At 60.2% G+C, this 23035-nt stretch carries 20 protein-coding genes and 1 pseudogene; 9 read left to right on the forward strand and 12 right to left on the reverse strand.

The window, feature by feature from the left end; translation table 11 throughout:
• The first annotated feature begins 88 nt into the window (after positions 1–88).
• Entirely contained in the window at positions 89–1507 is a 1419-nt protein-coding gene (locus E3Z29_RS01540; protein WP_134784981.1) for a PLP-dependent aminotransferase family protein, read from the forward strand.
• Here the strand turns inward: E3Z29_RS01540 and E3Z29_RS01545 are convergent, their stop codons facing one another.
• From E3Z29_RS01545 to E3Z29_RS01560, 4 genes are read right to left on the reverse strand one after another with little or no spacing between them, the layout of a single operon-like run.
• Positions 1508–2038 carry a hypothetical protein gene (locus E3Z29_RS01545; protein WP_134784982.1) on the reverse strand — a complete coding sequence of 177 codons (531 nt, stop codon included), beginning with the start codon at positions 2036–2038 and terminating at the stop codon, positions 1508–1510.
• Complete coding sequence (locus tag E3Z29_RS01550) at positions 2035–4464, reverse strand: fimbria/pilus outer membrane usher protein (RefSeq protein WP_134784983.1); 2430 nt, start codon at positions 4462–4464, stop codon at positions 2035–2037. Before E3Z29_RS01550 ends, E3Z29_RS01545 begins: the two co-directional genes overlap by 4 nt.
• Positions 4464–5087 carry a fimbria/pilus chaperone family protein gene (locus tag E3Z29_RS01555; protein WP_256662062.1) on the reverse strand — a complete coding sequence of 208 codons (624 nt, stop codon included), beginning with the start codon at positions 5085–5087 and terminating at the stop codon, positions 4464–4466. The genes E3Z29_RS01550 and E3Z29_RS01555 overlap by 1 nt, the downstream gene beginning before the upstream one ends.
• Positions 5053–5916, reverse strand: a complete 864-nt coding sequence (locus tag E3Z29_RS01560; protein ID WP_256662063.1) for a DUF1120 domain-containing protein — start codon at positions 5914–5916, stop codon at positions 5053–5055. Before E3Z29_RS01560 ends, E3Z29_RS01555 begins: the two co-directional genes overlap by 35 nt.
• Before the next feature lie 312 nt (positions 5917–6228).
• Between E3Z29_RS01560 and E3Z29_RS01565 the strand changes: the two genes are divergently transcribed.
• Complete coding sequence (locus tag E3Z29_RS01565; RefSeq protein ID WP_372241194.1) at positions 6229–7779, forward strand: phospholipase D family protein; 1551 nt, start codon at positions 6229–6231, stop codon at positions 7777–7779.
• A gap of 139 nt (positions 7780–7918) precedes the next feature.
• Here E3Z29_RS01565 and E3Z29_RS01570 read toward each other — a convergent pair whose 3' ends face one another.
• Positions 7919–9064, reverse strand: coding sequence for an MFS transporter (locus tag E3Z29_RS01570; RefSeq protein WP_134784984.1), 1146 nt, complete (start codon positions 9062–9064; stop codon positions 7919–7921).
• A gap of 244 nt (positions 9065–9308) precedes the next feature.
• Complete coding sequence (locus E3Z29_RS01575; protein WP_047596781.1) at positions 9309–10802, reverse strand: aldehyde dehydrogenase; 1494 nt, start codon at positions 10800–10802, stop codon at positions 9309–9311.
• Positions 10803–11036: 234 nt separating this feature from the next.
• On the opposite strand from E3Z29_RS01575, the gene E3Z29_RS01580 reads away from it, so the two are divergent.
• Positions 11037–11399 carry a cupin domain-containing protein gene (locus E3Z29_RS01580; protein ID WP_097089496.1) on the forward strand — a complete coding sequence of 121 codons (363 nt, stop codon included), beginning with the start codon at positions 11037–11039 and terminating at the stop codon, positions 11397–11399.
• A 207-nt stretch (positions 11400–11606) separates the two neighbouring features.
• Here E3Z29_RS01580 and rpmG read toward each other — a convergent pair whose 3' ends face one another.
• Both rpmG and rpmB read right to left on the reverse strand, forming a co-directional pair.
• Positions 11607–11762 (reverse strand): 50S ribosomal protein L33, encoded by a 156-nt coding sequence (rpmG, locus tag E3Z29_RS01585; protein ID WP_003177274.1) that lies wholly within the window; start codon positions 11760–11762, stop codon positions 11607–11609.
• 11 nt (positions 11763–11773) lie between these two features.
• Positions 11774–12007, reverse strand: a complete 234-nt coding sequence (gene rpmB / locus E3Z29_RS01590; RefSeq protein ID WP_003229474.1) for a 50S ribosomal protein L28 — start codon at positions 12005–12007, stop codon at positions 11774–11776.
• A gap of 445 nt (positions 12008–12452) precedes the next feature.
• Here rpmB and E3Z29_RS01595 point away from each other — a divergent pair, with 445 nt between their 5' ends.
• Positions 12453–14039: an ABC transporter substrate-binding protein gene (locus E3Z29_RS01595; protein ID WP_134784985.1), complete on the forward strand. Its 1587-nt coding sequence runs from the start codon at positions 12453–12455 to the stop codon at positions 14037–14039.
• 134 nt (positions 14040–14173) lie between these two features.
• Here E3Z29_RS01595 and radC read toward each other — a convergent pair whose 3' ends face one another.
• Positions 14174–14848, reverse strand: a complete 675-nt coding sequence (radC, locus tag E3Z29_RS01600; RefSeq protein WP_098966267.1) for a DNA repair protein RadC — start codon at positions 14846–14848, stop codon at positions 14174–14176.
• Between the two features lie 136 nt (positions 14849–14984).
• On the opposite strand from radC, the gene coaBC reads away from it, so the two are divergent.
• From coaBC to argB, 4 genes and pseudogenes are all read left to right on the forward strand, one after another.
• Entirely contained in the window at positions 14985–16193 is a 1209-nt protein-coding gene (gene coaBC / locus E3Z29_RS01605) for a bifunctional phosphopantothenoylcysteine decarboxylase/phosphopantothenate--cysteine ligase CoaBC (RefSeq protein ID WP_003229480.1), read from the forward strand.
• Positions 16194–16198: 5 nt separating this feature from the next.
• On the forward strand, positions 16199–16654 hold the full coding sequence (dut, locus tag E3Z29_RS01610) for a dUTP diphosphatase (RefSeq protein WP_003229483.1): 456 nt from the start codon (positions 16199–16201) through the stop codon (positions 16652–16654).
• 329 nt (positions 16655–16983) lie between these two features.
• Positions 16984–18360: pseudogene (locus E3Z29_RS01615) on the forward strand (phosphomannomutase/phosphoglucomutase); the annotation flags it as partial.
• A 17-nt stretch (positions 18361–18377) separates the two neighbouring features.
• Entirely contained in the window at positions 18378–19283 is a 906-nt protein-coding gene (gene argB / locus E3Z29_RS01620) for an acetylglutamate kinase (RefSeq protein ID WP_003229488.1), read from the forward strand.
• 187 nt (positions 19284–19470) lie between these two features.
• Here the strand turns inward: argB and pyrE are convergent, their stop codons facing one another.
• Positions 19471–20115 carry an orotate phosphoribosyltransferase gene (gene pyrE / locus E3Z29_RS01625; protein WP_008078597.1) on the reverse strand — a complete coding sequence of 215 codons (645 nt, stop codon included), beginning with the start codon at positions 20113–20115 and terminating at the stop codon, positions 19471–19473.
• Between the two features lie 82 nt (positions 20116–20197).
• On the opposite strand from pyrE, the gene E3Z29_RS01630 reads away from it, so the two are divergent.
• Positions 20198–20977: an exodeoxyribonuclease III gene (locus E3Z29_RS01630; RefSeq protein ID WP_003229491.1), complete on the forward strand. Its 780-nt coding sequence runs from the start codon at positions 20198–20200 to the stop codon at positions 20975–20977.
• 79 nt (positions 20978–21056) lie between these two features.
• On the opposite strand, the gene gltS is transcribed toward E3Z29_RS01630, so the two are convergent.
• Together gltS and E3Z29_RS01640 are read right to left on the reverse strand one after the other, a co-directional pair.
• Positions 21057–22265 (reverse strand): sodium/glutamate symporter, encoded by a 1209-nt coding sequence (gene gltS, locus E3Z29_RS01635; protein ID WP_134784987.1) that lies wholly within the window; start codon positions 22263–22265, stop codon positions 21057–21059.
• A gap of 389 nt (positions 22266–22654) precedes the next feature.
• Positions 22655–23023, reverse strand: coding sequence for a DUF4870 domain-containing protein (locus E3Z29_RS01640; RefSeq protein ID WP_003229492.1), 369 nt, complete (start codon positions 23021–23023; stop codon positions 22655–22657).
• Between the last annotated feature and the right edge of the window lie 12 nt (positions 23024–23035).

Here is a 23035-nt window from a genome sequence, read left to right on the forward strand (position 1 = left end):
CATACAGATTTGCCATTCCTGAGACTGAATTACCGATTTTTGCTGCATCTGTACTGGTTTAACGAATAACCTGCATCGAGGCAGTGCCATGACCCTGTATGTGAACCTCGCCGAACTGCTCGGCACCCGCATCGAACAAGGCTTCTACCGTCCTGGCGATCGCCTGCCTTCGGTGCGCGCCTTGAGCGTAGAACACGGGGTCAGCCTCAGCACGGTGCAGCAGGCCTATCGCATGCTTGAGGACAGCGGTCTGGCGACACCGAAACCCAAGTCCGGCTACTTCGTGCCGGTGGGTCGCGAGCTGCCGGAGCTGCCCGCAGTCGGGCGTCCGGCGCAGCGACCGGTGGAGATTTCGCAGTGGGATCAGGTGCTGGAGCTGATTCGTGCGGTGCCACGCAAGGACGTGGTGCAACTGGGTCGGGGCATGCCCGACGTGACCACGCCAACGATGAAACCGCTGTTGCGCGGACTGGCGCGGATCAGCCGACGCCAGGACATGCCCGGTCTGTATTACGACAACATCCACGGCACCCTTGAACTGCGCGAACAGATCGCCCGGTTGATGCTCGATTCCGGCTGCCAGTTGAGCGCCAGCGACCTGGTGATCACCACCGGTTGCCACGAAGCACTGTCCACCAGCATCCACGCAATCTGCGAACCGGGCGACATCGTCGCGGTGGATTCGCCGAGCTTCCACGGCGCCATGCAAACGCTCAAGGGCCTGGGCATGAAAGCCCTGGAAATCCCCACCGATCCGCTGACCGGCATTAGCCTCGAAGCGCTGGAACTGGCGCTGGAGCAATGGCCGATCAAGGTCATCCAGATCACCCCCAACTGCAACAACCCGCTCGGCTACATCATGCCGGAGTCGCGCAAGCGCGCCCTGCTCAACTTGGCACAGCGTTTCGACGTGGCGATCATCGAGGACGATGTGTATGGCGAGCTGGCCTACACCTACCCGCGTCCGCGCACGATCAAGTCCTTCGACGAAGATGGTCGAGTGCTGCTGTGCAGCTCGTTTTCCAAGACCTTGGCCCCAGGCCTGCGCATCGGCTGGGTCGCGCCGGGTCGTTATCTGGAACGGGTGCTGCACATGAAATACATCAGCACCGGTTCCACCGCACCGCAGCCGCAGATCGCCATCGCCGAATTTCTCAAGGGTGGCCATTTCGAACCGCACTTGCGGCGGATGCGCAGCCAATACCAACGCAATCGTGACGCGATGATCGACTGGGTTACCCGCTACTTCCCGGTCGGGACCCGCGCCAGTCGTCCACAGGGCAGCTTCATGTTGTGGGTCGAATTGCCGGAGGGTTTCGATACGCTGAAACTCAATCGCGCGCTGCACGATCAGGGCGTACAGATTGCCGTCGGCAGCATCTTTTCCGCCTCGGGCAAGTACCGCAATTGTCTGCGGATGAACTACGCGGCGAAACCGACACCACAGATCGAAGAGGCGGTGCGCAAGGTCGGCGCGGCGGCGATCAAACTGCTGGCCGAAGCCTGATCATTCCAGCTGAAACGTACCGAATCCCTCAAGTCGCTGAAGGTTGGCGACACGACTTGAGGCATCACTGACGCGGGCTTCGATTTCCAGCTCCACCTCCAGATGGCGCCCGGCGGCGAGGCTGCCAGAGCGCCAGGCGGTGATGCGATCGCCAGGCTGCAACAGGCCCGCCTCGCCATCATCGCGCTGCCATTGCACCGGCGCGCCATCCAGACGCGCTGCCACAATGCGTATCTGCAACCGTCCCGGTGCCCAGCGGTAATGCAGCGCATCGCTGCTCGGGGCAGCAAAGGACCACCTGATCGCGCGCGCAGCCGGACATTGAATCCGTAGATGAACCGTGCGCACACCAAAACTGCCGTCATTGCCCGATGGCCGGGCGAGCAGCTCCGCCCGCGTCGAAACGCCATAGTCCACCGCGCTCGGTGAGAGCGTCATCTGGCAGGCCTCGCTGGCCATGACCGAGGTCGATGCCAACGATGCCAGCGTGATCAGGACAATCCATCGATGCATGCGCAATAACTCGGTCATGTAAGGTTCAAAGGCTGACAGAGCGCGTCGACAGACTCGATCAATGCTTGCTCGTCCGGCGCTTCAGCCAGATTGAATTGCAGGTCGCAGTGCGCGCTATCCGACAGTTGCACCCGCAGCGACTGACCGGGTTTGATGTCCGGCAGAAAGATCGCCCCAGCCTCAAGCACCGTGGTCACGTATTCGCCTTGCCCGTTGTGTACGGCGAGGCCACTGGGCAGCCATTGCCGGTCAAGCGTCCTGGCCTTCAACAGCACACGCCGCACGCGGGTGATGGAAAAATCCATATGCTGAACCGAGCCACGCCCGGCCTCGACCTCCTGATAACCGTCGAGCACCTCGACGTTGCGCGGCAAACTCAACGGATCGACTTCCAGCCGGGCTGTGGAATAGGCCGGCAAACTCGCCACCACCGCCCGGCCCAATCCATCCGTCCACACCGGACCTTGCGGCGTGTACAGCTTCAGACCCGCACGGTCGCCAGCCTTGAGCACGGCAAAGGTCTCGCGCAGCGGATACGGCGACAGCGTGACACCGTCGCGATGCAACGCCATGCCGCCGCGCAGCCCCAGGTCGAATTCGCTTGCCCCGGCTCGCTGGTTCAGGCCCAGATCCAGACTGGTGTAATGCGCCAGTGCGTTGACCCGCAAACCCAGCGATGGCGCCGCAGCTTCACGCTGTTCGGCACTGGCGCTATAGGCCAGGGTTTCACTGAGCACTTCACTCATCGACACGCCACTGCGCACCCCTGATCGCGGATCGCTGCGCAGGTAACTGCGAGCCCTGCGCTGATCGCCCAATGGTATCCCGGCCGTCAGATAGACCGAGGTGCCCCGCTGCCTCGCGTCGGCATCGCCGATCCCTCGCTCCAGACTCAACGACAGGCTGATGCGCGCGGGCAGTGTCTGCGACCAGGACAATCCCAGGCGCATGTTGGGTGGCTCGTCCACGCTGGTGTAGCGCGACCAGGTCATGCCGAATGCCCCCCAGCGCTCGACAGTACCGTTGAGCGAAAATGTCCAGTGATCGCGCCCGGAGGCGTCGGCCCGTCCCTGCTGCTGGCTCCAGCCGGTGTCCGACAGGCTGCGAAAGCCCTTGCCACGGTGCACCGCAACCACACTGGTGGACAGATTCGGCGACAACACGGCACTGACGGTCATTTGCACCTCATGACCTGCAATGCCTGTGTCTCGATCGCTGGACAACACCTGGCGCACACCGGTGCTCAGATTGCCCGGCCATTGACGCTGCAGCCCCCAGCCTGCCGACAGATAATCCGCCCCACCGAGGAACCCGCCGCTCACGCGCAACGCTCGTGACAGACTCCACTCTCGGCCAAGGGTGGCAAATGACGGCGCCTGACGATCATCCGAACCCTGGCGTCGCACCGTGCCAAGCGCCAGATTGAAGCCGTCGGCGCGATCGAATTGTGGATCCTGCAGGCTGGCTGCCGGGACGCGAAAACGCCGCACTTGCCCTTCCTGCTCGTGCACGCTGACTTCGAGGTCGAGCTGGTTGCTCAACAACGGCAGCGCGCGCAAGGTGAAGGGGCCGCCGGGAACCAGTGTGGTGTAGATCAGCACGCCGTTCTGCCGGACTTCGATTCGCGATGGCGACCAGGCAATGCCCTCGACCTCGCCACGTGCACCCTCCTGTGCTGCGCGCATTTGCGCGAACGCACCTTCCGGCAGAATCTGCACTCCGTTGAAAGATTCGCCGGCGAACAATGGCGACTGCAAGTTCAACTGGCCGATCTGCACGTTGGCTTCGTAAGCTTCCAGAGTGCGCGTGCCATAGGCATACAGATGCTCGAAACGCGTGCTGTCGGGCAACTGCGTATAGGACTGGCGACTGCGCAAGACCCAGTTGCCGGCATTCAGGCCGAACTCCGAACCCAGCCTGCGAAAATCGCTACGTTGCCCCTCGTGCTGGCTGCCCATGACCAAAACATCGTAGTTGAACACGCCGCCCACTCCGCCATTGGCGAAGCTGCGTGGCTGAAATTCCGGCAATGCCAACAGGTCCGTCGGCAGCAGCAGGTCGATCTGTTCCTTACCGGGATGCAATGCAACGGTGGCCGCTGGCAGACCTTCGCCCAGCGTCAGGCACTGCTGCGGTTGAACGGGGGGCAAAGCCGCTTGCGCGCGCACACCAGCAGCCTTGAGCAAGGCCGGTTGCAGGCACGGCTCGCCCTGTTCATTGAATGTCACGAACACCCGCCCCCGTGGCTGTCCATTGACCTCAAGCGCGACCAGCCATGTGCCTTGGGAGAAACGCGGTGCCTGGCGAAAGTACTCAGCCAATGCGGGGTCGAGCCCGCGCTCGCGAAGCACCTGCGCATCGAATTCCACCCCTTCACTGGCCATCGTCATGCCGATCGCATTCGCCATCAGCAGTGCCAGTCCCTGACGGGCACACGCGCGCATCAGTGCGTAACCGGGGCATCAAAGTGATCGACCGCAAAGCCATATGTGGTCGCCGGAAAGATCCGCACTGCCATGGTTCGCACTGTCACGTTCAACGGCAACCCGACAGACAGGCGCTCCCCTGGCAGGATCCAGGTACGCGGCAGATCCACCGCCTGCGTGCCCGGCAGCGGAACAATCGCTTTAGCCAGGCGCACCACGTAAGGACTGGGATTACTGACCAGCAAACCCTCAGCCGTGGCTGACCAGCTCAGGCGTTTCCATGGCTCGCGCTCCACTGGCAGACCGGCGGGGCGCAGGATCACCGGCAGGTTTTGCCGAACACCCAGATTGACCCGGGCACCGTCGACACCTGCCACAGGATTGATCCCCTCAAAAATCACCCGTTTCAGACGCTCGGTCTGCAATGGTTCGGCGCTCTGCAACATGAACCGTACCTGCTGCACCGCACCAGGCTCGACACGGGCAATCGGCGGACTGAACAGCAACAGCTGTTGATCGTGCGGCTCGATATTTTCGACCGTGGTGTGCAGCAGGGCCGGACGCGTTTCGGTGTTTCGCACATTCATCGTCGCTTCACCGACACCCTCATCCACCACCAGCACAGGGGTTTGCGGCACCATTCCGGCAGCGTGAACCCCGGGCATCAAAATCAAGACGAGCAGGCACAGTGGCAACGCCCGCAAGCCTGGGCGGCACATTGAAATCGGCATCGGTATTGCTCCGCAGGGGGCAGCGCACCCGGCAAAGGGCGCGCTGAATGAACCTGAAAGAACCCGGTAATGGCCGGGTTCTGACGATCAGAGGTAGAACATCTCGAAGGTCACCGAGCCATCGAGCGGGATCTCGCTGGGTGATCGGCAGCGCGTTGCTCGGGCCGATGATCGGCAACAGGCTCATCGGAAACCCGTGGTGACGGGCCGCGACCGGGCCAGCTGCCACGCCGGAACCCCATGAGTAGAGCGCCGGGGCATTGCCCACCAGCGGCGAAGCAGGCAGTTGCCACGCCGGTGCTGCCAGAGTGCGTGTCATCAGAGTCTGCGGGGCACCGTCGGCTTCCGGACGACCGTGACGCAGCGCAAATCCGCCGATACGGATGCCGTTGATTTCACCCAGGCCGTAGAACAAAGCCGGATCGTTATTACCGGCACCATCGTTGATGCCCGGCAATTTGGTGGCTGTACGATTGTCTCTGACCGACACCTCGACCGATGCCTCTGCATCACAGTTGATGTGCAGCGAAATGTCGTGGGTCGGCAGCAGCGTCTGCGTGGTCTTGTTCAGGGTGGCTGCGGATATCTTGCGCAAATCTACCGTGCCGCCACCGGCAAATGCAGGGATGCACGAGGTCGGAATAATGGTTCCGATCACGCTCAGATCCACGCTCTCGGCGACCACCAGGGTGGGTAATACTGCAGCCGCGACGGCTGCCATCCATGTTGTTTTTTTCATCAGTCCCTACTTCATCGGTTATTGATCAATGGCAGTTGTTCAGCGCATTGCCTTCACAAGACGCTGAACACCGGGGCGATGATTTCGTTTTTTGCAGGATCCGTATGTAGGAATCGGCGCCGACCAAGAGCTGAAAAAACAACAAAACAAATAGTCCAAAACCACAGGCGAACTCATTCCTACTTTTGAACGACTAATTGTTTACACAGTGTGGCGAGGATCCGCCGGAAACGGTCTTGGAAATCCTCTGCGTGCCATACTCCGTCACCCCCTGCCTCCAGCCGAGAAAGCAACGTGCGACCCGGAAAAAAATTGCTCGCTGTCTGTGTGTTGTGCTCGTTGGCCAGTGGTTGCGCCACCCTCGATGCGCCGCGCGAACCCAGCCAGGCGTTGCCGGCCGCGGGCTCCGCATTCGGTCGCTCGATTCAGACCCAGGCAGCGCCCTGGCAGGGCCGTTCCGGCTTCCGCTTGCTGTCCAACAGCACAGAAGCCTTCACCGCCCGCGCCGAGCTGATTCGCAATGCGCAAACCAGCCTCGACTTGCAGTACTACATCGTCCATGACGGCGTCAGCACGCGGATGCTGGTGGAAGAACTGCTCAAGGCCGCCGACCGCGGCGTGCGCGTACGCATCCTGCTCGACGACACCACCAGCGACGGCCTCGACACGATCATCGCCACGCTGGCGGCGCATCCACAGATCCAGATCCGCCTGTTCAATCCGCTGCACCTGGGCCGCAGCACCGGCGTTACCCGCGCTGCCGGACGCCTGTTCAACCTGTCGCTGCAACACCGGCGCATGCACAACAAACTGTTCCTGGCGGACAACAGCGTGGCCATCGTTGGCGGGCGCAATCTGGGCGACGAGTATTTCGATGCCGAGCCGAATCTGAATTTCACCGACATCGACATGCTCAGTGTCGGCCCGGTGGCAGAGCAGCTCGGGCACAGTTTCGACCAGTACTGGAACAGCGCGCTGAGCAAGCCGATCAACGAATTCCTCTCCAGCAAACCAAGCGCCAAAGACCTGCAGAACACCCGCACGCGCCTGGAAGAGTCGCTGGATGAAACCCGTAAACAGAATCACGCGCTGTATCAACAGTTGATGACGTTCAAGACCGCGCCACGCATGGACATCTGGCGCAAGGAACTGATCTGGGCCTGGAACCAGGCGCTGTGGGATGCGCCGAGCAAGGTGCTGGCCAAGGACGAACCGGACCCGCAACTGCTGCTGACCACACAACTGGCGCCGGAACTGCGCGGCGTCAGCAAAGAGCTGATCATGATCTCGGCGTACTTCGTGCCCGGCCAGCCGGGGCTGGTGTACCTGACCGGGCGCGCCGACGCCGGGGTCTCGGTGAGCCTGCTGACCAACTCGCTGGAAGCCACCGATGTGCCGGCGGTGCACGGCGGTTACGCACCGTATCGCAAGGCGCTGCTGGAACACGGGGTGAAACTGTATGAACTGCGCCGTCAGCCTGGGGATAATTACGGCAGCGGCCCGCACCTGTTCTACAGCAAATCTTTCCGTGGTTCGGATTCCAGCCTGCACAGCAAGGCGATGATTTTCGATCGGCAGAAAGCGTTCATCGGCTCGTTCAACTTCGATCCGCGCTCAGTGCTGTGGAACACCGAAGTCGGGGTTCTGGTGGACAGCCCGGAACTGGCCGAACACGTGCGCGAACTGGCGCTGCAAGGCATGGCGCCGGCCCTGAGTTATCAGGCGAAACTGCAGGATGGCGAGATCGTCTGGGTGACCGAGGACAACGGCCAAATACACACGCTGAGCAAGGAACCGGGGAGTTGGTGGCGGCGCTTCAACGCGTGGTTCAGCACCACTGTTGGTCTTGAGCGGATGCTGTAGTCGAATTGAAAACTCATTTGTGGCGAGGGAGCTTGCTCCCGCCTGAGTGCGCAGCGCTCACGAAGTCTTTGGGGCCGCTGCGCAGCCCAGCGGGAGCAAGCTCCCTCACCACAAGAATTCTTTCGCTTTAAGAGCTGACTTAAGCAGGCTCGGCCACTGTGCCGAATGCCCCCTGACGCATCAGTAGAATCACCAATCCAAACGCCCCCGCCGCCATCAACAACGGCAACGCATGCCCGCTGATCCACTGACTGCCCGCCCCCGCCAGCAACGGCCCGATCAGACAGCCGACACCCCACAGCTGCGCAATGTGCGCATTGGCCCGCACCAGCGCATCGTCGCGATAACGCTCACCGATCAGGATCAGCGACAGAGTGAACAAGCCACCCGCGCTGGCGCCGAACAACACCCACAACGGCCAGATCAGCAGCGTATCGATCAGCATTGGAATCGCCAGGCTCGACAGCATCAGCACCACCGCGCAACCGGTGAACAACGTGCGTCGAGACAGGTAATCCGCCAGCGCGCCAATCGGCAGTTGCAGTAGCGCATCGCCGACCACCACCGTGCTGACCATCGCCAGCGCAATCTCGGCGGTGAAGCCCTGTTGCAGGCAATACACCGGCAACAGCGTGAGGATCATCGCTTCGAACGCGGCGAACAGTGACACCGCCCAGGCAATCGCCGGCAGCTCCCGGGCAAAACCCCACAGATCGCTGAACGTCACACTGCTGGCTTCACTGCTCGGCGCACCGCTGCGGCCCATCAACAGCAATGGCGAGACTGTCAGCAGCCCGACACCGACCCAGAAACCATAATCGTGCTCAGTGCCTAGCGCACCCAGCAGCAGCGGACCAGACAGTTGGCTCAGCGCGTAGCTGCTGCCATACAGAGCGACGAGACGACCGCGCCAGTGTTCGACGACCAGTTGATTGATCCAGCTCTCGCCGAGGATGAATACGATGGTCAGGATCACCCCGATCATCAGGCGCAGCACCAGCCAGACCGGATAACTCGGCAACAGCGCGAGCAAGCCGATCGACAACGCCCCGGCCCACAGGCAAAGACGCATGAGGTTCGCAGTGCCGAAACGTGCCGCCAGATGACTGGAAATCTTCGCGCCCAGCAATACGCCAATCGCCGGCATCGCCGCCATCACGCCGATGGCGAAAGAGCCGTAACCCCAGCTCTCCAGACGCAACGACACCAGCGGCATGCTGACCCCCAGGGCCAGGCCGACACTCAAGACAGACGCCAACACGGCGAAATATGTCGCCCAACGCATGGTCCACGCTCCTGTGGATATTCTTATGTGCGCCACAAAACCAAATGTGGGAGCAAACCCTGTGGTGAGGGGATTCATCCCCGACAGGTCGCGCAGCGACCTCAAAACCTGCACCCTCGCATGCACTGGTTTTGCGACTGCTTCGCAGCCGATCGGGGATAAATCCCCTCACCACAGAGACTTGCTCCCACAGGGGATCTCCGTAAGTTCGAAAGCCTGAACGAATCAGGCTCCCGCTAACGGCTTACAGCTTGATCCACGTCGCCTTCAGCTCGGTGTATTTGTCGAACGCGTGCAGCGACTTGTCGCGACCGTTGCCCGACTGCTTGAAGCCGCCGAACGGTGCGGTCATGTCGCCGCCGTCGTACTGGTTGACCCACACGCTGCCGGCGCGCAGTGCTTTGGCAGTCAGGTGCGCCTTGGAGATGTCCTGAGTCCATACCGCAGCGGCCAGGCCGTACGGCGTGTCGTTGGCGATCTGGATCGCTTCTTCGGCGGTATCGAAGGCGATGACCGACAGCACCGGGCCGAAAATCTCTTCCTGAGCGATCTTCATCGCGTTGCTCACGCCGTCGAAAATCGTCGGCTCGACGTAAGTGCCACCGGTTTCCTGGAGGATGCGCTTGCCGCCCGCCACCAGTTTGGCGCCGTCGGTGTGACCGGATTCGATGTACGACAGCACGGTGTTCATCTGTTGGGTATCGACCAGCGCACCGACATTGGTTGCCGGGTCCAGCGGATTGCCCGGCTTCCAGGCTTTCAGCGCCTCGATCACCATCGGCAGGAATTTGTCCTTGATCGAGCGTTCGACCAGCAGACGCGAACCGGCGGTGCAGACTTCGCCCTGGTTGAAGGCGATGGCGCTGGCGGCGGATTCGGCAGCGGCTTGCAGGTCCGGCGCATCGGCGAAGACTATATTCGGGCTCTTGCCGCCAGCTTCCAGCCACACGCGCTTCATGTTCGATTCGCCGGAGTAGATCATCAGCTGCTTGGCGATCTTGGTCGAACCGGTGAACACCAGCGTGTCGACGTCATTGTGCAGCGCCAGCGCCTTGCCGACGGTGTGGCCGTAGCCCGGCAACACGTTGAGCACGCCTTTCGGAATGCCGGCCTCAACCGCAAGCGCAGCGATGCGGATGGCGGTCAGCGGGGATTTTTCCGACGGTTTGAGGATCACCGAGTTACCGGTCGACAGCGCCGGGCCGAGTTTCCAGCAGGCCATCATCAACGGGAAGTTCCACGGCACGATGGCGCCGACCACGCCCACCGGCTCGCGGGTCACCAGACCCAATTGATCATGCGGAGTGGCGGCGACTTCGTCGTAGATCTTGTCGATTGCCTCACCGCTCCAGCTCAGCGCTTGCGCCGCGCCCGGTACGTCGATGTACAGCGAATCGCTGATCGGCTTACCCATGTCGAGGGTTTCGAGCAGCGCCAGTTCTTCAGCGTGCTGCTTGAGCAAGCTGGCGAAACGAATCATGGTGGCTTTGCGTTTGGTCGGCGCCAGGCGCGACCACACGCCGGAATTGAAGGTGGCGCGGGCGTTTTCCACGGCGCGTTGGGCGTCGGCGGCGTCACAGCTGGCGATCTTGCCCAGCAGACGGCCATCGACCGGGCTGATGCACTCGAAGGTTTCGCCGGAGACGGCGTCGGTGTATTCACCGTTGAGGTAGGCGCGGCCTTCGATCTTCAGGTCGCGAGCACGTTGTTCCCAATCGGCACGAGTCAGGGTGGTCATTCGAGTGTCCTCCTCTTGTTGAATAGAGCGCCGCGTTCTTCGCGGACGTCTTCAGGAATGCTGCCCGGCCAGCCTGCTTTTCGGCCCAAGGCACCCGCCACCCTAAACCAGCGGCCGGGGTTGTTTCAATATATTTGACATAAGCGCGCCATACGCCCTTGCGGTGTTCATTTTAATAAACATAGACTTTGGCCCTTTCAAGCCACCGCGCCGTCATCACGGGAGAAAACAACAATGAACATCCAGAACGTCGTCGATATCAGCCTGACCAGCAGCGAAGCCGAACGCTATCGCCCGGACCCGGCCAAAGTGCTCAAGGGCGACCCAGAGCAAGCGGTGTTCAATCAGTACGACAGCCCTTGTGGGCAAATGGGTGTTGGCGTGTGGGAAGGTGCGGTCGGGCAGTGGACGGTGAACTACACCGAGCATGAATACTGCGAAATCCTGCAAGGGGTTTCGGTGCTGCGTGACAGCGATGGAAATGCCAAGACCTTGCGTGTTGGCGACCGCTTTGTGATTCCGGCCGGTTTCCGTGGTACCTGGGAAGTGCTGGAGGCTTGCCGCAAGATCTATGTGATCTTCGAACAGAAGGCCTGAGGATTTTCGCTGGCTGATCCGGCCCCATCGCTGGCAAGCCAGCTCCCACAGGTTTTGTGGTGAACACAAATTTTGTGCCTACCGACGATCATTGTGGGAGCTGGCTTGCCAGCGATGAGGCCCGGCCGGATACCGCAGAAATCCGAGGCAACAAAAAAGGCCCGCATCTCACGATACGGGCCTTTTTCGTAAGTCGGGAAAAATCAATTACTTGATTTTGCCTTCCTTGTAGATCACGTGCTTGCGAACAACCGGATCATATTTCTTGATCTCGATTTTGTCCGGGGTAGTACGCTTGTTCTTGTCGGTAGTGTAGAAGTGACCAGTACCGGCGCTCGAGATCAAACGAATCAATTCACGCATGATTAGCTCCCTTAAATCTTGCCATCGCGGCGAAGTTCGGCGAGCACGACACTGATGCCACGCTTGTCGATGATGCGCATGCCTTTGGCAGATACGCGCAGACGCACAAAACGTTTCTCTTCTTCAACCCAGAAGCGGTGATGCTGCAGGTTCGGCAGGAAACGACGACGGGTTTTGTTGTTTGCGTGGGAAATGTTATTCCCGGTTACCGGACCCTTACCGGTAACTTGACATACTCTCGACATGCCTCAGCCCTCTAAAACCACATGCCCAACCCGGCATGGGTTGGCCGCTTAATCTCTCAGTCATTTGGCGCCAGGCGCCGCGTTTCTTTAGAGGTCTTACCGGCTACACCTACAGTGAAGGAACCGGGCCCCTAGAAAAGAGCGCTGCTTTATACCAGAAAGACCGGGGTGCAACAACAATGGATGTGCAATCGACCGGTAAAAAGGCGCATTTTCCGCCTGCAGACGCTTTGGATAAAGGCTGAGGCGAGTTTTGACCACTCGTCGCAGAAAACCGCTCTAACAGACGTTTCCGACTTTTCCTCGTGCACCGCGGTCTGAAAAACGTCACTGGGCTGCCCCAAAAATGCAAAAAGGGGATAGTCATTTGCAATCCAGCCCTCTAGGGTAACCCTTTTCCAGACTGCACCTGCAGATGGCCTTCGATCTGTAAAGGAAGCCGACCATGCGCCTCGCTGCCCTACCCCTGTTGCTCGCCCCGCTTCTGCTGAGCCCCCTGGCCCAGGCTGCCGCCCTGAGTGTGTGCACCGAGGCCAGCCCTGAAGGGTTCGACGTGGTGCAATATAACTCGCTCACCACCACTAATGCCTCGGCCGACGTGCTGATGAATCGCCTGGTGGACTTCGACACCGCCAGCGGCAAAGTCGTGCCGAGCCTGGCCGACAGCTGGGAAGTCAGCACCGACGGCCTGACTTATGTGTTCAAGCTGCACCCGCAGGTGAAGTTTCACAGCACTGACTATTTCAAGCCGACCCGTACGCTGAGCGCCGAAGACGTCAAATTCAGCTTCGACCGCATGCTCGATCCAGCCAACCCATGGCACAAAGTGGCGCAAAGCGGCTTCCCGCACGCCCAGTCCATGCAGTTGCCGGCGCTGATCAAGAAGATCGACGCGCTTGACCCGCTGACCGTGCGCTTTACCCTCGACCACCCGGACTCGACGTTCCTCGCGACCCTGAGCATGGGCTTCGCCTCCATCTATTCCGCCGAGTACGCCGACAAGTTGCTCAAGGCCGACGCGACCGACAAGCTCAACAGCCAGCCGATCGGCACCGGTCCGTTCATCTTCACTCGCTTCCAGAAAGACGCCTCGGTGCGCTACAAGGCCAACCCGGACTATTTCGGCGGCAAGCCGGCGGTCGACCCGCTGATCTTCGCCATCACCCCGGACGCCAACGTGCGCCTGCAAAAGCTGCGGCGCAACGAGTGCCAGATCGCCCTGTCGCCAAAACCGCTGGACGTGAAGGCTGCGCAGGAAGAGTCGACCCTGAAAGTGGAAAAGACTGACGCCTTCATGACCGCTTTCGTCGGCATCAACAGCCAGCATCCACCGCTGGACAAGCCGGAAGTGCGCCAGGCGATCAACCTCGCCTTCGACAAGGCCAACTACGTCAAAGCCGTGTTCGAAGACACCGCAGAGCCGGCCAACGGCCCTTACCCGCCGAACACCTGGAGTTATGCGAAGAACCTGCCGGGCTATCCGCACGACGTGGCCAAAGCCAAGGCGTTGCTGGCCAAGGCCGGACTCAAGGACGGTTTCCAGACCACCATCTGGACGCGTCCGTCCGGCAGTCTGCTCAACCCGAACCCGAGTCTGGGCGCGCAATTGCTGCAATCGGATCTGGCGGAAATCGGCATTCAGGCGGAAATCCGCGTGATCGAGTGGGGCGAACTGATTCGCCGCGCCAAGGCTGGCGAGCATGACCTGCTGTTCATGGGCTGGGCCGGCGACAACGGCGATCCGGACAACTTCCTCACGCCGCAGTTTTCCTGCGCGGCGGTCAAATCCGGCACCAACTTCGCCCGCTACTGCAATGCCGACCTGGACAAACTGATCAGCGCCGGCAAGACCACCAGCGAGCAAGGCGTGCGCACCAAACTGTATGAACAGGCGCAGGCGCAGATTCAGCAGCAGGCGCTGTGGCTGCCGCTGGCACACCCGACTGCCTATGCGCTGACGCGCAAGGATGTGCAGGGTTACTCGGTGAGCCCGTTCGGGCGGCAGGACTACTCGAAGGTCACCCTGAAATAACCCGTCACAACACAATTCACCTGTGGGAGCGGGCTTGCTCGCGAAGGCGTCGGATCAGCCAAACTCTTATTGACTGACACATCGCCTTCGCGAGCAAGCCCGCTCCCACAGGGGTTGGTGTTTGTTGTTGAAAGCTACATCCAGCCACACTCCGCCATCGACAGCGGCTCGCCGTCGCCAATGATGAAGTGATCCAGCACCCGTACATCAATCAGGTCCAGAGCCTTCTGCAAGCGCTTGGTCAGTTGGCGGTCCGCCTGGCTCGGATCGCTGTTCCCCGACGGGTGGTTATGGCAGAGAATCACCGCCGCCGCGTTGTTGGCCAATGAGCGTTTCACCACTTCCCGGGGATGCACGCTGGTGTTGTCGATCGAGCCGCGAAACAGTGCCTCGAACGTCAGCACCTGATGCTTGGAATCAAGAAACAGGCAGCCAAACACCTCGTGCGGCTCGTGACGCAGCATGGATTTCAGATAGTCCCGAACTGCCTGCGGATTCTCCAGCGCCGGTTTTTTACGCATGCGCTCGGCCAGATGTCGCCGCCCCATTTCCAGCACCGCCTGCAACTGCGCGAATTTCGCAGGCCCCAATCCCAACTGTCCGCTGAACGCCGCAAGATCGGCCTCCAGCAACGCGCGCAGGCTGCCGAATTGCGTCAACAGGTGTCGCGCCAGATCCACCGCGCTTTTTCCCGTGACCCCGGTTCGAAGAAAAATCGCCAGCAACTCGGCGTCCGAAAGACTTCCCGAGCCCTGTTCAAGCAGCTTCTCCCGCGGCCGCTCCGCCGCAGGCCAATCGCGAATACTCATACACCTTCCTTGTCTGTGGGCACCGCTGTTCCGTAGCGGTCGCTGTGATATCGTAGCCCATCTTTTTTGCGGGCGAATTCACCCTGGGGAGGGGGTTTCGCCACGTATGTCACCCACGAAATGTAAAGGCAGACCTATGCAGCGGCTGTATCGGAAACGCATCGTTCTGGGCGTCGGCGGCGGCATTGCGGCCTACAAGAGCGCCGATCTGGTTCGTCGCCTGATCGACCAGGGCGCCGAAGTGCGTGTGGTCATGACCCATGGCGGCGCCGAGTTCATCACCCCGCTGACCATGCAGGCCCTGTCCGGGCACCCGGTTCACCTCGACTTGCTCGACCCGGCCGCCGAAGCGGCGATGGGCCACATCGAACTGGCCAAATGGGCCGATCTGGTGTTGATCGCCCCGGCCACCGCCGACCTGATCGCCCGTTTGGCCCAAGGCATCGCCAATGATTTGCTGACCACTTTGGTTCTTGCTACCGACGCCGTGGTGGCCGTCGCGCCAGCAATGAATCAGGCGATGTGGCGCGATCCGGCAACCCAGGCCAACCTGCAACTCCTTGAAAGCCGTGGCCTGAAGACTTTCGGCCCGGCCTCTGGCAGCCAGGCCTGCGGCGACGTCGGCATGGGCCGGATGATGGAAGCCACCGATCTGGCGCAGTGCGCGGCGGACTGCTTCCAGCGTCAGGCGCTGACCGGCAAGCACGTGGTGATCACCGCCGGCCCGACCCAGGAAAACATCGACCCGGTGCGCTACATCACCAACCACAGCTCCGGGAAAATGGGCTTCGCTCTGGCCGAAGCCGCGGTGGAAGCCGGCGCCCGCGTGACCCTGATCAGCGGCCCGGTACACCTGCCGACGCCGGATCGCGTCACGCGTATCGACGTGGTCAGTGCCCGCGACATGCTCGCAGCGTGCGAGTCGGCCATCCCGTGTGATGTGTTCATCGCCTCGGCAGCGGTGGCGGACTACCGTCCGGAAGTCGTTGCCCCGCAAAAACTCAAGAAAGACCCTACAAGCGGCGACGGCTTCGTCCTGCAAATGGTGCGTAACCCGGACATCCTGGCCACCATCGCGACCCGTCCCGACCGTCCGTTCAGTGTCGGCTTCGCCGCCGAGACCGAACACCTGCTCGACTACGCTGCACGCAAGCTGAAAGACAAGAATCTCGATTTGATCGTCGCCAACGACGTCGCCAACCCGAGCATCGGATTCAACAGCGAAGAAAACGCCTGCAGCGTGATCGACCGTGAGCTTCATGCCACTGTTTTCGCCCAGACCAGCAAGAGCAAGATCGCTCGCCAACTGGTCACTTTTATCGCCGAACGTCTGAACCAGGTTTAATTTACATGCACGCTTTGCAAGCCAAGATCCTCGACCCACGCATCGGTACCGAATTCCCGCTGCCGCAATACGCCACCCCAGGCTCCGCCGGCCTCGACCTGCGCGCCATGCTGGAACAGGACATCGTGATCAAGCCGGGTGAAACCGTGCTGATCCCAACCGGTCTGTCGGTGTACATCGGCGACCCGAACCTCGCCGCACTGATCCTGCCGCGCTCGGGCATGGGCCATAAGCACGGCATCGTGCTCGGTAACCTCGTTGGCCTGATCGACTCCGATTACCAGGGCCCGTTGATGGTGTCCTGCTGGAACCGTGGCCAATCCGACTTCACCATGACCGTCGGCGAACGTCTGGCGCAGCTGGTGCTGGTACCCGTGGTGCAGGCGCACTTCGAAATGGTTGAAGAGTTCGTCGAAACCGAACGCGGCGCGGGCGGCTTCGGCCATACCGGCACGAAATAACCCTGAAATATTATTGTGGCGAGGGGATTTATCCCCGATGGGCTGCGAAGCGGCCCCAAGGCTTTTGGATCTGCTGCGCAGCCATCGGGGATAAATCCCCTCACCACAAAATTTGTGCTTTTTCGGCAGCAGGCTTTAACACCGAAAATCAAGGTTTTGCCGGCCGCAGGCCACGCCAGACGAGGCGTCATGGCCCTTTCACACCACGAACTCTCTGCGGAAAACGCCGTCATACCCTTCAGTTTGAGCCTGCCGCCGAGTGAATCGTCGGTGTGTCCCGCCACTTTCGAGATGGAGCATTTGTGCAGATGAGCACCCCCGCCAAGATCGCCCCGAAGCTTCCCGACAGCATCTTCCGCGCCTATGACATTCGCGGCACCGTGCCGGAATTCCTCAATGCCGAAACCGCTTACTGGATCGGCCGCGCCATCGGCTCACAGAGCCTGGCCCAAGGTGAACCGAATGTTTCCGTCGGTCGCGACGGTCGCCTGTCCGGCCCGGAGCTGGTTGCAGAACTGATCCGCGGTATCGCCGAGAGCGGCTGCCACGTCAGCGACGTCGGCCTGGTGCCGACACCGGCGCTGTATTACGCGGCCAACGTGCTGGCCGGCAAGTCGGGGGTAATGCTCACCGGCAGCCACAACCCGTCGAACTACAACGGCTTCAAGATCGTGATCGCCGGCGACACCCTGGCCAACGAGCAGATCCAGGTGCTGCACGAGCGCATCAAGACCAATGACCTGACCAGCGGTCAGGGCAGCGTGACCCAGGTCGAAATCCTTGACCGCTACACCACCGAAATCGTCAAGGACGTCAAACTGGCCCGACGTCTGAAAGTCGTGGTCGACTGCGGTAACGGCGCGGCCGGCGTGATTGCCCCGCAACTGATCGAAGCGCTGAACTGCGAAGTCATCCCGCTGTTCTGCGAAGTCGACGGCAACTTCCCCAACCACCACCCGGATCCGGGCAAGCCCGAGAACCTCGTCGACCTGATCGCCAAGGTCAAGGAAACCAATGCCGACCTCGGTCTGGCCTTCGACGGTGACGGCGACCGCGTCGGCGTGGTGACCAATACTGGCAGCATCGTCTACCCGGATCGCCTGCTGATGCTGTTCGCCCGCGACGTGGTGGCGCGCAACCCGGACGCGGAAATCATCTTCGACGTCAAATGCACCCGCCGTCTGGTGCCGCTAATCAAGGAATACGGCGGTCGCCCGCTAATGTGGAAGACCGGTCACTCGTTGATCAAAAAGAAAATGAAACAATCCGGTGCTCTATTGGCCGGTGAGATGAGCGGCCACATCTTCTTCAAGGAGCGCTGGTTCGGTTTCGACGACGGCATCTACAGCGCCGCACGGCTGCTGGAGATCCTCAGCAAGGAAAAATCCACCGCCGAAGAGCTGTTTGCGACCTTCCCGAACGATATTTCTACGCCGGAAATCAATATCCATGTGACCGAAGAGAGCAAATTCAGCATCATTGATGCACTGCACGACGCACAGTGGGGCGCAGGCGCCGACCTGACCACCATCGACGGCGTGCGAGTCGATTACGCCAAAGGCTGGGGCCTGGTGCGCGCCTCCAACACCACACCGGTGCTGGTGCTGCGTTTCGAGGCCGATGACGAGGCAGAACTTGCGCGTATCAAGGCTGTGTTCCACGCCCAACTGAAACGCGTTGCACCTGATCTCCAACTACCGTTCTGATTCACCCGGAGCCCTGAATGACCCTCGAACGCGAAGCCGCCGCCCACACCGCCCAGGTCCTGTCCGAAGCGTTGCCTTACATCCGACGTTATGTCGGCAAGACCCTGGTGATCAAATACGGCGGCAACGCGATGGAAAGCGAGGAGCTGAAAACCGGCTTCGCCCGCGACATCGTCTTGATGAAAGCCGTAGGCATCAACCCGGTGGTGGTTCACGGCGGCGGCCCGCAGATCGGTGATCTGCTCAAGCGCCTGTCGATCGAAAGCCACTTCGTCGATGGCATGCGTGTCACCGACGCCGCGACCATGGACGTGGTGGAAATGGTCCTCGGCGGTCAGGTCAACAAAAGCATCGTCAACCTGATCAACCGTCACGGCGGCAGCGCCATCGGCCTGACCGGTAAAGACGCCGGGCTGATTCGTGCGAAGAAACTGACCGTCACCCGCCAGACCCCGGAGATGACCCAGCCGGAAATCATCGACATCGGTCAGGTGGGCGAAGTGGTCGGGATCAACACCGAGTTGCTGAACCTGCTGGTCAAAGGCAACTTCATCCCGGTGATCGCGCCGATCGGCGTCGGTGAGAACGGCGAGTCGTACAACATCAACGCCGACCTGGTGGCCGGTAAAGTCGCCGAAGCGCTGAAAGCCGAGAAGCTGATGCTGCTGACCAACATCGCCGGCCTGATGGACAAGTCCGGCACCGTGTTGACCGGCCTGAGCACCCAGCAGGTCGACGATCTGATCGCCGACGGCACCATCTACGGCGGCATGCTGCCGAAGATCCGTTGCGCACTGGAAGCGGTTCAGGGTGGCGTTGGCAGCTCGCTGATCATCGACGGTCGCGTACCGAACGCGATCCTGCTGGAAATCTTCACCGACACTGGTGTGGGCACGCTGATCAGCAATCGCAAGCGTCCGTAAGCCGTCGCGGAAACGAAAAGACCCCGCTCAGCCTGACTGAGCGGGGTCTTTTTTTGCCTGCGGCCTTCCATCTATTGTGGCGAGGGAGCTTGCTCCCGCTTGAGTGCGCAGCGCTCACAAGCTTTTCGGGTCTGCTACGCAGCCCAGCGGGAGCAAGCTCCCTCGCCACAAAAGCTCATTCCACAGTTCAGACGCCGAACTGGGCGCGATACGCTTCCACGGCTGGCAAATGCTGCTTGAGCTGCGGGTCGTCGGCGAGGAATTCCAGCACCTGGTTCAGCGAAACGATGCTGATCACCGGAATACCGAAGTCACGCTCGACTTCCTGGATCGCCGACAATTCACCGTTGCCACGCTCCTGACGGTTCAGGGCGATCAGCACGCCCGCCGCCTTGGCGCCGTCCTGGGACGCGATGATCTGCATCACTTCGCGGATCGCGGTGCCGGCAGTGATCACGTCGTCGATGATCAGCACGTCACCGGTCAACGGCGCGCCGACCAGGCTGCCGCCTTCGCCGTGGGCCTTGGCTTCCTTGCGGTTGAAGCACCATGGCAGGTCGCGGTCGTGATGCTCGGCCAGCGCGACAGCGGTGGTGGCTGCCAGCGGGATGCCTTTGTAGGCCGGGCCAAACAATACGTCGAAAGGAATGCCGCTTTCGGCGATGGCTGCCGCGTAGAAACGCCCCAGCTGCGCCAGGGCCGAACCCGAGTTGAACAGGCCGGCATTGAAGAAGTAAGGACTGGTGCGCCCGGACTTCAGGGTGAACTCACCGAAGCGCAAAACGCCGCGATCGATGGCAAAACGAATGAAATCGCGCTGATACGCTTGCATGAAAAAAACCCCAAATACCACGGATTTAGCTAATTAGCTTGACGCCGTGTATCATACACGCACGCGATTTTTGGGGCCATTTATGCGGATCATCAGTGTGAACGTCAATGGTATTCAGGCTGCAGTCGAGCGTGGTTTGCTCAGTTGGCTGCAAGCACAGAATGCCGACGTCATCTGCCTGCAGGACACCCGTGCCTCCGCCTTTGAACTGGATGACCCAGCCTTCCAACTGGATGGCTACTTCCTTTATGCCTGCGATGCTGAAGTCCCTGCCCAAGGTGGCGTGGCTTTGTATTCGCGGTTGCAACCGAAGGCTGTCATCAGCGGTCTCGGTTTCGAGACGGCCGACCGCTACGGGCGCTACCTGCAAGCAGATTTCGACAAAGTCAGTATTGCCACCTTGCTGCTTCCTTCGGGGATGAACGGCGATGAGGACTTGAACCAGAAGTTCAAGCTCATGGACGACTTCGGCAAGTACCTGGACAAGCAGCGGCGTAAACGTCGCGAGTACATTTATTGTGGCTCGCTGTACGTGGCGCAGCAGAAGCTCGACATCAAGAACTGGCGCGACAGCCAGCAATCCCCGGGCTTCCTGGCGCCAGAACGCGCCTGGATGGACGAGATTGTCGGCAACATGGGCTATGTCGATGCCCTGCGCGAAGTCAGCCGCGAAGGCGACCAATACAGCTGGTGGCCGGACAACGAGCAGGCCGAGATGCTGAATCTGGGCTGGCGCTTCGACTACCAGCTGCTGACCCCGGGCTTGCGCCGTTTCGTACGCAGCGCGCGCCTGCCACGTCAGCCACGGTTCTCGCAGCACGCGCCGCTGATCGTCGACTACGACTGGACGCTGACCATCTAAGCGTCGATCCGTCGTTAAAAAAATGCCCGTATCGCTGGATACGGGCATTTTTTATGCCGCGCCTGAAGCCGTCCTGACCTCAGACGGCGACAAAAAACGGCAAGGCCAGGTAAAGCTTGATGACGATCACGTTGATGATGTCGATGAAGAATGCACCGACCATCGGCACCACCAGAAACGCAATCTGCGAAGGCCCGAAACGCTGCGTCACCGCCTGCATGTTGGCAATGGCGGTTGGCGTTGCGCCCAGGCCAAAACCGCAATGCCCCGCCGCCAGGACCGCCGCGTCGTAATTACTGCCCATCACTCTGAATGTCACAAAAATCGCAAACAGCGCCATGACCAACGTTTGCGCAGCCAGAATGATGAATATCGGCAGTGCCAACGCTGCCAGATCCCAGAGTTTGAGAGACATCAAGGCAATTGCCAGAAACAGCGACAGGCTGACATTGCCGAGCACCGACACTTCACGCTCGAATACCTGATACAGGCCCAGCGCCGATAGCCCGTTACGTAGCATCACCCCCACAAACAAAACGCAGACAAACGTTGGCAACTCGAATGCGGTTCCGTGCAGAAAGCCATTCAGAAGATTACCAGCCAATAAACTGACCGCAATCAATGCCAGTGTCTCGATAAACGAAAAGGGCGTAATCGAACGCTCTTTGTTCGGCTGCTCAAAACCCTTTGGCATCCTTGGCGTTTGTTGAGGCTGGCAACCGGGCACCTCAACACGCTTGATGAGCAAGCGAGCCACCGGCCCACCAATCAAACCGCCCAGGACCAGGCCGAAGGTTGCCGAGGCGATTGCAAGCTCGGAGGCCGAAGCAAGGCCGTACTTTTCACTGAATACCGTGCCCCACGCCGCCCCCGTACCGTGACCGCCCGCAAGCGTGATCGAACCCGTCAGGAGCCCCATCAACGGATCAAGACCCAACGTTTTGGCAAGGCCAATGCCCAAAGCGTTCTGAACCACCAGAAGCCCGGTAACCGCCAGTAGAAATATGCCGACTACGCGACCACCCTTTTTCAGGTTTGCAAAGTCTGCGCTCAAACCGATTGTGGCAAAGAACGCCAACATCAACGGCGTCTGCAGTGAAGTATCGAATCTGATTTCTATATCAAAAGTTCGCAATATCAATAAACCCAGCGCAACCACCAGTCCACCGGCGACGGGTTCAGGAATATTGTAATTACGCAGAAATCCGACTCGTGCAATAAGTCCGCGCCCCAGTAATAGCACCAGAGAGGCGGCCACGAGCGTTCCATAAAAATCGAGCTGGATCATTGGGGATATTCTTGGCTATTTATTCATCAGGCGCACTTTTACCCGCGCACGCCTATTGAATCGGCTGATTGTCTCAACACTGATTGATGTGGAATTCAAGGGCCTTTGATGGCTTGAATATATCGAGATATTTCTGAAGCAATGTTGCGCGGAGCAACCTTAACAATCGACAAGTCCTGTTGCCAAGGACTGAGATCGCGTTAAAGCATTGCAGTTGTGACTAAAAGTGTAGGCGTTAGATATATAAAAAATATCCACTACCGCTTGTCGCAGATAGAACTGCTCCTACACGAAAGAGTAATTATTCGAGTTGCAAAAACACAAATGCCCTGACAAGTCAGGGCATTTACATTAAAACTTTACGAGTCACGGAGGCTTTGCATTGATCGTTATTTGATCAGTCGCCAAGTGAATGGATAACGGTAGGGAAAGCCTTCGTTCGCCTTCACCCCGGCAATGATCGTCAGCACCAACGCGCCGATGGCCAGCAGGCCCAGCAAGAAGAAGCCGATGATCAACACCATCAGCAGCAGACAGATCGCGGCAGCAATCGCCACGGTGATTTGAAAGTTCAGCGCTTCCTTGCCCTGAGCGTCGATGAATGGATCGGTCTCGCGCTTCATTTGCCACAGGATCAGCGGCCCGATCAGGTTGCCGAACGGAATCCAGATCCCCAGCAAGGCGGACAAGTGACAAAACATCGCCCATTGGCGAACCTCCTGGCTCGGCTTGGGCAGCAACTCTTGCTCATCACTCATCACGTCCTCCTT

It is taken from the genome of Pseudomonas sp. S150 (assembly GCF_004526365.1).
Taxonomy (GTDB): domain Bacteria; phylum Pseudomonadota; class Gammaproteobacteria; order Pseudomonadales; family Pseudomonadaceae; genus Aquipseudomonas; species Aquipseudomonas putida_A.